1 pseudogene is annotated in these 232 nt (G+C 69.4%); it reads left to right on the top strand.

Annotated elements, in window-relative coordinates:
- Window positions 1–232, top strand: a pseudogene (locus tag H928_RS28770) (DNA polymerase III subunit delta'); the annotation flags it as partial.

Genomic DNA, 232 nt, shown 5'->3' with positions numbered 1-232 from the left:
CCGAAAAGATGAATGCGGTGACGGCCAATGCGCTGCTGAAGACCTTGGAGGAGCCGCCAGGCGATGCCCGCTTTGTGCTGGCCACCGAAGCCGCGCACCAGCTGCTGCCCACGATCCGCAGCCGCTGCCTGGCCCACACCATGCAGTGGCCCGATACCGCATCGGCCCGCAGCTGGCTGGTGGCGCAGGACGTGCCGGCCGACCAGGTCGATGCGCTGCTGCAGGCCGCAGG

Origin of the sequence: Comamonas sp. B-9 (assembly GCF_000410635.1) — a bacterium.
Classification (GTDB): domain Bacteria; phylum Pseudomonadota; class Gammaproteobacteria; order Burkholderiales; family Burkholderiaceae_C; genus Comamonas.
Note: the sequence above shows the minus strand (reverse complement) of the source record. Positions and strands in the feature narration are given on the sequence as shown.